Genomic DNA, 9529 nt, shown 5'->3' on the forward strand with positions numbered 1-9529 from the left:
AGACATCTAATGTCTTTTATGTGTCAGAGCCATTTCACACCTTTAGGTGCTTTGTACTTCATTTTTTTCAACACTGGCTGACTGGTTGCCTGACCGTCGTCGTAATAGAACTGCAATGGCTGTAAGGCAGATATATCCGCCCCCGTAAGATCGCTGGCCAGATAATCCGCCATCAGGCTGGCATTTTTACCCCTGAAAACGCCGATGTATTTGCGCTCGCACTGGTCAAAGTAGGTTTTGCTGATCTCTTGGGGCTTCTGGCTGACCCCATGAAAAACCAGCCCGTACTTCCTGCCCTGATTTAACAGTACGGCGGCGTTATTGGAGGCTTTGCCAGCATGCTTACAGACCTGGCTCAGTTCTTCGGCGATGACGTGGGTTTTATGGTTGCCATCGAGCACCGCCCAGACCACACCGCAGAACCACTCGTAATCCTCCACAGTGGAGCCAGCGTAAGCGACCCGGAACGAGCCGCGCTTGATGCCTGCCTTTAACAGCTTGAGAAACTCCCGCTTATCCTCGGTATGAATCCCGGCATGATCACCAGAAGCGTCCCAGAGGATAATACGCCCCTTTTTGGGAATGGCGGGATTGTTGATCACCGCCTGAGATTTACCGGCACCGGAGCCACCCAGATAGAGCGTGTGCTCGTTCTTATGCTGAGTATTGGGGTTGATCGGCTTCAGAGTCATTGTTCTTTTCCTGTTGTTCCTCGGCTTCCTTGGCTTTGACCTGACTGTAGATACCGAAACCGGCTACAGCCACCACGACCCCTAATTCGATCTCTTCCCTATAGGGTTGCAGCCATGACGGCAGGTCACCGCCGTACTTACGAAATACGGGTACCGCCTTTTCAGTAATGGCCTGTTTGGTGCCCTCGTCGATCTGCACGAATGCCCATTTCAGTTTTACCAGCGATTCAACCATGCCCACGGCAAAGGCCGCCCCTTGCTGAGCGGCCAGATCGGCCGCCTCGCTTTGTTGTTCCTGCTGGGTTTCGGCTTCCACCGCCTGAAGCAACTCGGCACTTTCTTTGGCTTCGATGCTGTCGAGAATGTCCAGATTGTCTAAGGTCTCCTGACTCATTACATGCCCCCTTTTAACGGTAATAGGATCAGTGCAGCGATACCGGCAAGAATGGCCAGCCCGCCTTTTTTATGAGTTCCTTCCCTAGGCGAACCTATAGGGTTTTCTCTAGCGTCATCCCTAGAGTCATCCCTAGGATTATCCCTAGAGTCATCTCTAGGATTATCCCTAGAGTTATCCCTAGAGTTTTCTTCATCCATGATCAGATTAGGGGGCAGTTTTGGCGTCACACCGTCTAACCATTGTGACTCCCTATAGAGCCGGGTTTGAAGTTTTGCCCCCTTGCGCATATCCACCCCGCAATCCTGACAACCGACATACAGGTACTGCTTGGCGTTCTGCTTAACGCTGGCTGGATTCCCGCAAAGGTCACAGGCGATGCTACCCAGTTTTGGATTATTCACTTTTGGCATTCCCTGCCACCTCTTTGTTGACCAATAGAGTTAATAGTTCTGATGCACGCAGCAAACGGCGTTTGTAATCGCTCGGTATCAGCGGGTTGAGCTTTGCTATTTTCACTTCCGTTTCGGTCTCTTTTGCAATCCTTACCATTTCATCCAATGAAAAATTTTCCATGGTTCCCCCTACCCTGCCCCGGCCTGAATCGACCCCGTACAGTTATTTACACAAGTCCAAGACGATGCGGTTCCCGCATCTTTTTGATTAGCCGCTGTCGCGGCTTCTTTAAAGCGAACCGTCCAGTCATAAAAACGGCTCATGACGTTCTTACCGCTGGCTTTAATGCCTTTAACCACCTTCTGTCCTTCCTGCATAATCAGGCCGAACAAGGTCAGCATGCGGTTTTCGGTTTCGTTGCTGGTATTTTTTCTTACTGTCCAGTTCTTATACTTCTGATATTTCCTCCTGAGTGTTGCCCCGCCCTGCAATTCGACATACTTCCCAAAGTCGCCCTTATCCGCTGCCTCTCGAATTCTTAAAAACTCGCTTCGTTCCTGCTTCTGCTCGTTTTCTTGCAGCCTGCTTTCTGGTGCAAGGCTGTCCTGTATATTGTCGAAATCGTCTTCACTGATTTTTCGCAGTTCCCGATACACCCCCACCGGAGCCGCGCCGACCTGGCGGAACTGTCTTATTCCCCAGACCGCCTTCCACGCTTCAACCCGCAATACTGAATCAGCAATCTTGCCGCCGGTTTCGTCGCTCTTCTCGCCCTTGATGCCTGCCCCATCAAGGTTTTTGCAGATGTACTTCAAAACGTATTCAACCGCGCCCCCTGGCTTACCGTCTTTCCCTCTCATGAGCTTCCAGTCAAAACGGGGCTGAATACCGGCTGTTTTTAATTCCACCTTGGATTTCTTGCCATTACTTGCCCAACCGCCTTTGTATTTATGAGTAACCATCCTTGGCTTTAAATCTTCGGGGTTTTCTTCACAGACGTATTCCCGATAAATCCTGACCATATCGCGCAACTGTTCAGGATGAACGAATAGAATTGAATGCCAGTGTGGCGTTCCATCGTGATGGGGTTCGACCATGCAGAAACCGAAAACCCGAACGCCCTGCCTGTCCCATTCGGCGCGGGTACGCTGCCAGCATCCCATCATTTGCGCCTGTGCATCCCTAGGGGTTAGACCTAGCTCATAGCTAGGGTTGGCATAACAACCACCACTGCGTTTTTTCATGGTATGAAAGCGTGAGGGGGCTGTCTGGGTAATGAATACGCCGACAAACTCTAGCGCCGCCGCCTGCTCCTGCAGTCCTTTCGTCCTGACAATTAGCTCATTTCTTCTAATGGCTGGATTGGATACGTTCTTATCCGCCAACTCTGCCAGTACAAAGGATTCGCCGTACTGGTTAACGGCTTCCATCAGCTCTAGGTTTTCGCGATTCCTGACCCGCTGTTTTTCCCTACGCTTCAGGGTATGACCGGATACATAACCGCCATGATCGGCGGACACCTGCCCCAACTCCCTAAGAAACTGCTCCAATTCCCTAGACTGCTTGACCCTAAGCTGCCGCCGCCACCATGACGGGTTGCAGGCTTGGGCAATCGCCTGGAGTATTTCGGTTTTGCTAGGTTCACGCCGTACGCGCTTAGGTAACGGGAGTTCGAGCCCGTAGGTTTTCAGGTAGGTTTCTGCTAGGTTTTTCAGGGTTAGAATATCGCTGTCCTGTACTGCGTATTTAACCTTTTCCTCTAGGGATTCGGCCTTGAGCTTTGCCGCCGATTTTAAGCAATCGTCACTACTGGAGAGTTTAAGCCCCGGAAAATTCCAGTTCAGTTTTTTATGAGTGGCAATTAAAAACTGGATAGCTTCTGATCTGCCCTTACGCTTTTTAACTTTCTGGTAATGCGCCAGTATCAACCCCTCGAACCCCTGATGGGGCTAGACGTATTGTTGATAGACTTCGGGGTGCAGATCATTATTTGCTTGAATCGCGTTTTTGTTTTTCATCGATCAAACTAATCCATTCATTCCGGAACTGATCGCCACCCCTAGGAAGTAACCTAGCACCATGACTTCTACAATGGATTGGGAGAAACGATACATGGGCTTTAGGGATTTGGGTTTCTTATCGTCCTTGATAATGAAGGGAGGCATTTTATTAACCCTCATGCTCGACTAATTGAATGGCAGCTCGAAGAACGCTAACCCCATCGTTACAGCCATTCTCCAAACCAATTTCATAAGCCATGGACGGTGAATCCAAATCCAATCCCATCAGGCTGTATTCTTTTTGTTGTTGGTAAGCGTTTTTAGCCGTGGACTCCAAGCGGGCTAATTCCATTTTCAATAACAGTAAAAGCGATGCTTGTTTTTTCATTTAACCCGTGCTCCTTGCAGTTCGGTTTCCGCCCACTTAACGGAGGAATTCAGTTTTAAACCGAGGTTCAACAGCTCACCTTCGCTTAGCTCATCTTTAAACAGAATCTTCTGATCGTATTTGCCAATCTGGCAGCCCAGAAAGTGGCGATAGAAAAACAAGCCATCACCCAACGCCCAGTAATTCAACACGGCTTTTTGGGCGCCTTCGATGCTTTCTAAGGCTTGTTGGAAAAAGAAGGGATTTAACAGAGCAACAATAAATTTGGCTTTTTCTTTTCGAAGTGACTTGTACGCCAATTGAACGGTTTTCAATAAATCAGCTTGTTGTTCAATGTCGGAGTCAATGGCGTCGGCTTGGGCTTTTTGCCACACCTGACCAAATAGGTCTGAAGTGTTTTGTGGTTCTTGCTGTCTGGCACTGTCCAGAGCGACCACTTTATGAGCGGTATCCATGTTCTTATATCACCTGTCTTATGTGCGAGTCGTTGCGGAAGTAAAACGGGAGGAGCAACCCTCCCAACCTCGCAACAGGTGATTTAACTATAGTAACATTTTGCCACTGGTGGCAAATAGTTACTATTTACAAAATACCCCTATCCTCTAAGCTAGCTATTAATAGAAAATATTAATTGAGCTTGGTCGCAAAATGGATAAACCAGCCGCTGAAATAGTCACCACAAAAGACCTTTTATTGAGGATAAAGGCCAAACATAACCTTCAATCTACCTATGCCCTTTGCAAACTCATGGGAGAAAATAGACGCTCAATAGACCGTTATTTATCCGGTGATACTATTAAGAAAGCCTCCGTAATGATTACTGTTGCAAGGTTATTGGACGCTGACTTGAGTTGGGTTGCTTACAATATAATGGCTGAAGAAGCCGAGAATGACGGCGAACACGACGTTGCCAGATCGTTTGCAGAGACAGCACAGCTATACGCCACTACCGGTTTAGCGATAAGCGCTTGTTTATGTTTGTTTTTTTCTCACTTCCCTCCTATCTTATAAAACCCCTCGTTATATAAACGATTCTCTACGGGCGTATTTGGTCTATACGCCTTCTTTTTTCTGATCTCACCCTAATCCCCTGTTATTACTGGCTTTTCTTGTTGCATTAGAAGTCTCTAATTTAACAATAATATATATTATGCGAATAATAATATCGTCGAGATTATTTCGATCTCTTAGGAAAAAAAACACCTGTCAAGATGTTTGTTCACGACAATATATGCGTAATGTTATTTTTTAGAGAATTTTTTCAAAAACTAGTTGTCCAATGCTTCATGAATTCAGGAGGCTTAATCAATAGACGTCATCGTGTCCTATCTACCCTCAGTCGTAATTACCTGAGCTAACTGCAGACCTGGGCGAATCTATAAAGTGAATGGAATCGGAATTGATTGACTGTTTCTTAACGTAACAGTTTTGTTACCCATTGCCGAAATATTTAACGACTGTGATCAGAAACTTGCTATAACAGTAGAAAACTGTCTAACATTTATTCTGGTATAGCAGTCGCCGTAACAGTTGTACAGACTAGGCTGAAGCCTAATAGCATGGAAAGTAAACGACGCTACTAGTCCACAACAAACCTCATAACTAACTAGAGAAAGGTAACTGCCAATGACTTTGAAAGGTCTTATTAAATTAACCCAGCTAATGCAGGAACAACCGCTGACCGTTATCCAATGGCAAATTCTCCTTGTGGTTGCTGAAAACCCTGGTGAAACCATCACAGATCTTGTTAATGCAGAAAAGCTTACCTGTGGTACCCCTAGTGATATTGCTGTGAGTGTTAAGCGTCTAGGTGAAGGAAGGCATGACAGGCCTGGTCTCGGTCTTATTAAAAAGGTACAGCATGAAGATGATGGCCGCTATTTCAAGCTGACTCTTACTGCAAAAGGCAAAAAGCTGGTTGAAAAAATCAAGCAGAAAGCTCGTTACCTGAAGTGAGCAACCTAGTCTGCATCTTAGGGGCTCTGCCCAGTTGTTGGAGTACAGTTCGAAGTTACTCCACAGGGCCCTAACCTCTTTTAATATTGTGTTTTCCCGCTCCATTCACTTTCTTGCTCTTCGATAGTTTTGTGAACTCATAAACTGGTTACCTAGTAGCTAGTTGACATTTCTCTCCCCTCCCCCTCTTTGTACCTTGGTATGTCAGGCTATGTATGCCTGAATACTATGAAATTCTGGCTATTACTGCCGGTAAGTTCAGTTACCGGCAGTAATTGATTATATCTTGATACCAATAATACTGGTATTATAATACCAGTATTATTGGTTCTATTTTTTGGGTTTAAGATTGATGAATGAAGGCAACCAGGAAAATTTGCGAAGACAGCACGTATTTAGGATCCTTGATGAGCTTAAAGAGAGAGGGGAAAGAATTAATGCCGACAAAGTCGCGCGCATCGGTAAAATGGGCAAGCAAACCGTGCTGCCCTATTACAACGAATGGCGCTTTCTAGGAACTCTTGGAGAAGAGCAAAACCTTGAGATCCCTGATGAAGTGATAACAGGGCTAAAAAGGGGGATCGCAAAATGGAAATATCAGCTGGCCGAAGAGCAGCGATCTTTTGAAGAGACTGCAAACCAGGAAATTGATGAACTAAAGGCAACCTTGAAGCTAATTACCGATAAAAATGACGAATTAACAAAAAAGAACAGCAATCTTGTGCGTCAAAATGAGCAAATGCAGTCTGAATTAGACTCCATGAAAATGGAGGTTCAGGACAAGGAGCTACAGAAGCACGACTTAGAGTCACTTTTGCAGTCAGAGCAAAAGCAGGTGGTATTCCTTAAAGCTACTTTGAAAGAACAGAAGCAGGCTCACCAGCAGTCAATGAATAATCTTGAGAAGCAATTGGACCAGCGACACCAGGAACAATTGAACCATTGGCTAAGCGTTGTTGATGATGAACGTCGGCTCAAGCAGGGATTGGAAAAGAATATAGCAAAACTGAGGGAAAAGCAGGAAGAGTTAGCGAGGGTAAATATTGATATTCAGGGCCGCCTTGACATCAAATCAAAGGCTTACATTCAAGCTTGCGAGGAAAGAAACCAGCTTTCACTGGAAAGTCAAAAGGCAGTGAAGACGATTGAGCTATCTCAGCAGCTTGAAATTCTGCTTGATTGCGAACAAAAAGATATCCTGAAAAGTGTTCGCGCTCTTCAAGGGGACTCAAAAGATGCTCTAATCATTAACCAACAATATCAAGCAGAAAGAAGTACCAATGAAAAGCTTGAGGCGCGACTGTCTGAGATGGAGAAAAGAGTCAGTAGATTCAGTGAAATAGAACTTGAACTTGAAAGAGCGCGAGGTATTGCAGAGGCTTTGGAAAAAACGTTATCTGGAAATGTTGAGGTATCCAAAATATGAGCCAGTCAGCCCTTCCTGCCAGCTTAAAAATGCTACCTCAATATTTCATCGAAGTGGGCGGCAGACACGACAACTTAATGGGGGCCCGAAATGACGGTGATGCCATGACCTTGTTCCTGAATAAATCGGGTGCTCGGTCCGAGGAAACTCTTAGACGCTACGAGCGTGAAATTACCCGTTTAACAGCCTTTCTATACATTGAGCTAGGGGTTGGCTACAAAGACGTCAGACTAAAGCACCTTCAGAGCTATCTCCACTTTGTTCAAAATTTACCTAACCATTGGTTAAGTAAAGGCATACTTCCAGGTCAACCAGACAGAGTAATGTTTCGCTCAGCTATCAGCCCAGGCAAAAGCACCGATCAAATCATCGATGTCATTTCATCTTTTTTCTCCTTTCTTGATAAAAATCGCTATATCTTGGGTAACCCAGCATCCTCCTTGGTTCGTTCAGGAGAAAAAATTGCCAGAGGTAATTCAATTATTCGCTATTTTTATGAGAATGAATGGCTTTTTCTCAGGGAATGCCTAGACAATTTACCTTGCGACACAAAGAAAGAACGTTTGGAAGCCAATAGAACCCGATATATATTTTCATTAAGCTATGGGCTAGCGCTAAGAGAGTCAGAGCTCACTGGGCACAGTTGTTCTGATATCCATCCTGACAATGATAATGGTTACTACTTAAATGTTCTTGGAAAAGGGAGAAAAAGAAGAAAAATCCCGATAAATGCTAATATTCAGGAGAAGATCATTCAGTATCGACAAACGTTGGGATACTCAGGCCTTTACGGTGATAATTTTCCCCTGGCCCCAAAGGTACGAAAGGTAGGCAACACTATCGATACTTTATCCTCCCGTGGGCTCAGGTACTGGTGGAAGTCGTTTATGACATATTGCCAAGAAAAAGCTGAACCAGCTATGAGGGATCGCCTGCAGTGCCTACCTTTTCATGCAGTTCGCCATACCGCACTTACACATCTGGCCCAAAAAATGGATATTGAGGATCTTGCCATTTTTGCCGGCCATGACTCGATTAATACAACAAGTCAGTACTACCATGCTGAGGCTGCTCGATTGAAAATGATGGCCGCCGATCATCATATCTGATAAATCAAAAAGAAGGCCTTGTACCCATGAAAGTTTATGATCGCAGTTAAAGGAGAAATATTACAGAGTGGTATGGGGTCTTATTTTTTACACTTCAGGGAAGATCATGAACCGTTGCCAAGGTTGCAAAAAGGCTGTTAAAGGGCGCTATGTTAAAGCCATGGGAGCAAGATGGCATGAGAGCTGCTTTAGGTGTAAAGGCTGTAAGGAAGCGTTTGCCGGTGAGTCGTTTGTTGTTTTCAGGAACCAGGCATTTCATCCAGACTGCTTGAAATGCCCGGGTTGCAGAAAGCCTATAAGAGGAAGTTATGTTGAATATGAGGAGATGCCCTGGCATCCTGCATGCGCAGAAAAACAGACAGCGCCACTCTGTTCGGTCTGCCTTAATCCATTAACTGCAAATTACTTTGTCGATTTTTGGGGGAATTCATTTTGCAATAATCATTCAGGACACCCCGAGTGCTCTAGCTGCGGTAGACTGGTTTGTGACAATCTGACGGATGGTGGCATGCAGTACCCTGATGGGGTTGTGATATGCAACTTATGCAGCCTGAATGGTATTTCATCGCAAGAGAGAGCTGATAAAATATCTGAAGAAATGCGTTCTGCATTGGCATCTGTTGGATTGAAGCTTAACTCCACTCAAACACCAGTTAGGCTCTGCGGTAGAGATGAGCTCAATGGAGCCAGTCACCATAATTTTCATGATAATCACCCTATTTTAGGTGTGACTCGAACCACCACAACTCACCAGAAAGGGCGATTACTGGCAAGGAACTTTGACTGCATTTTAATCCAGATCAACTTACCAGAAGAGCATTTCCGTACAGTAATGATTCATGAGCTCACCCATGCCTGGTTTTTTTACAATTACTTCGAAAATCTTCCATTAAAAGTTGAAGAAGGCATGTGTGTTCTCATGGAGTATATTTGGTTGAAAAACCTTGACACCAAAGATGCGGAATATCGACGCAAGCAAATAGAGCTCAGCCCGGATCCAATTTATGGCGAAGGATTCAGGGAGGCCAGAGATTCTCTGAATTATATGCCTTTAAAGTCACTACTTGAATTCATCAAGGAAAAGAAAAAATTTCCGAACCGGCTTAGCTCGTTTTTCTTCTATGGCTAATACTCAGAGAGAAAAACTGAGTGGAGCTCATCAATATGC

General features: G+C 45.3%; 12 protein-coding genes. 5 read left to right on the plus strand and 7 right to left on the minus strand.

The window, feature by feature from the left end:
• Positions 1-23: 23 nt before the first annotated feature.
• The 7 genes from ACOCLE_RS07660 to ACOCLE_RS07690 all read right to left on the minus strand — a co-directional run bounded on the left by ACOCLE_RS07660 (position 24) and on the right by ACOCLE_RS07690 (position 4325).
• On the minus strand, positions 24-692 hold the full coding sequence (locus tag ACOCLE_RS07660) for a hypothetical protein (protein ID WP_419536209.1): 669 nt from the start codon (positions 690-692) through the stop codon (positions 24-26).
• Positions 655-1086 (minus strand): hypothetical protein, encoded by a 432-nt coding sequence (locus ACOCLE_RS07665; RefSeq protein WP_419536210.1) that lies wholly within the window; start codon positions 1084-1086, stop codon positions 655-657. Before ACOCLE_RS07665 ends, ACOCLE_RS07660 begins: the two co-directional genes overlap by 38 nt.
• Positions 1086-1499, minus strand: coding sequence for a hypothetical protein (locus ACOCLE_RS07670; protein ID WP_419536211.1), 414 nt, complete (start codon positions 1497-1499; stop codon positions 1086-1088). The genes ACOCLE_RS07665 and ACOCLE_RS07670 overlap by 1 nt, the downstream gene beginning before the upstream one ends.
• The gene (locus tag ACOCLE_RS07675; protein ID WP_066014343.1) at positions 1483-1662 is read right to left on the minus strand and encodes a hypothetical protein; all 180 of its coding nucleotides are present in this window, start codon (positions 1660-1662) and stop codon (positions 1483-1485) included. The genes ACOCLE_RS07670 and ACOCLE_RS07675 overlap by 17 nt, the downstream gene beginning before the upstream one ends.
• 8 nt (positions 1663-1670) lie before the next feature.
• Positions 1671-3410 carry a replication endonuclease gene (locus ACOCLE_RS07680; RefSeq protein WP_419536212.1) on the minus strand — a complete coding sequence of 580 codons (1740 nt, stop codon included), beginning with the start codon at positions 3408-3410 and terminating at the stop codon, positions 1671-1673.
• Positions 3411-3651: 241 nt separating this feature from the next.
• Complete coding sequence (locus tag ACOCLE_RS07685; protein WP_419536194.1) at positions 3652-3870, minus strand: hypothetical protein; 219 nt, start codon at positions 3868-3870, stop codon at positions 3652-3654.
• Positions 3867-4325, minus strand: a complete 459-nt coding sequence (locus ACOCLE_RS07690; RefSeq protein WP_419536213.1) for a hypothetical protein — start codon at positions 4323-4325, stop codon at positions 3867-3869. Before ACOCLE_RS07690 ends, ACOCLE_RS07685 begins: the two co-directional genes overlap by 4 nt.
• A 193-nt stretch (positions 4326-4518) precedes the next feature.
• Between ACOCLE_RS07690 and ACOCLE_RS07695 the strand changes: the two genes are divergently transcribed.
• From ACOCLE_RS07695 to ACOCLE_RS07715, 5 genes are all read left to right on the plus strand, one after another.
• Entirely contained in the window at positions 4519-4881 is a 363-nt protein-coding gene (locus tag ACOCLE_RS07695; RefSeq protein WP_419536214.1) for a hypothetical protein, read from the plus strand.
• 615 nt (positions 4882-5496) lie between these two features.
• Positions 5497-5826 (plus strand): MarR family winged helix-turn-helix transcriptional regulator, encoded by a 330-nt coding sequence (locus ACOCLE_RS07700; RefSeq protein ID WP_020583484.1) that lies wholly within the window; start codon positions 5497-5499, stop codon positions 5824-5826.
• A gap of 352 nt (positions 5827-6178) precedes the next feature.
• Positions 6179-7252, plus strand: coding sequence for a hypothetical protein (locus tag ACOCLE_RS07705; protein WP_419536215.1), 1074 nt, complete (start codon positions 6179-6181; stop codon positions 7250-7252).
• Positions 7249-8361: a tyrosine-type recombinase/integrase gene (locus ACOCLE_RS07710; protein WP_419536216.1), complete on the plus strand. Its 1113-nt coding sequence runs from the start codon at positions 7249-7251 to the stop codon at positions 8359-8361. Before ACOCLE_RS07705 ends, ACOCLE_RS07710 begins: the two co-directional genes overlap by 4 nt.
• Positions 8362-8467: 106 nt before the next feature.
• Complete coding sequence (locus ACOCLE_RS07715; protein ID WP_419536217.1) at positions 8468-9490, plus strand: protein DA1; 1023 nt, start codon at positions 8468-8470, stop codon at positions 9488-9490.
• Positions 9491-9529 lie beyond the last annotated feature (39 nt).

This window comes from Endozoicomonas sp. (assembly GCF_965196975.1).
Lineage (GTDB): Bacteria > Pseudomonadota > Gammaproteobacteria > Pseudomonadales > Endozoicomonadaceae > Endozoicomonas.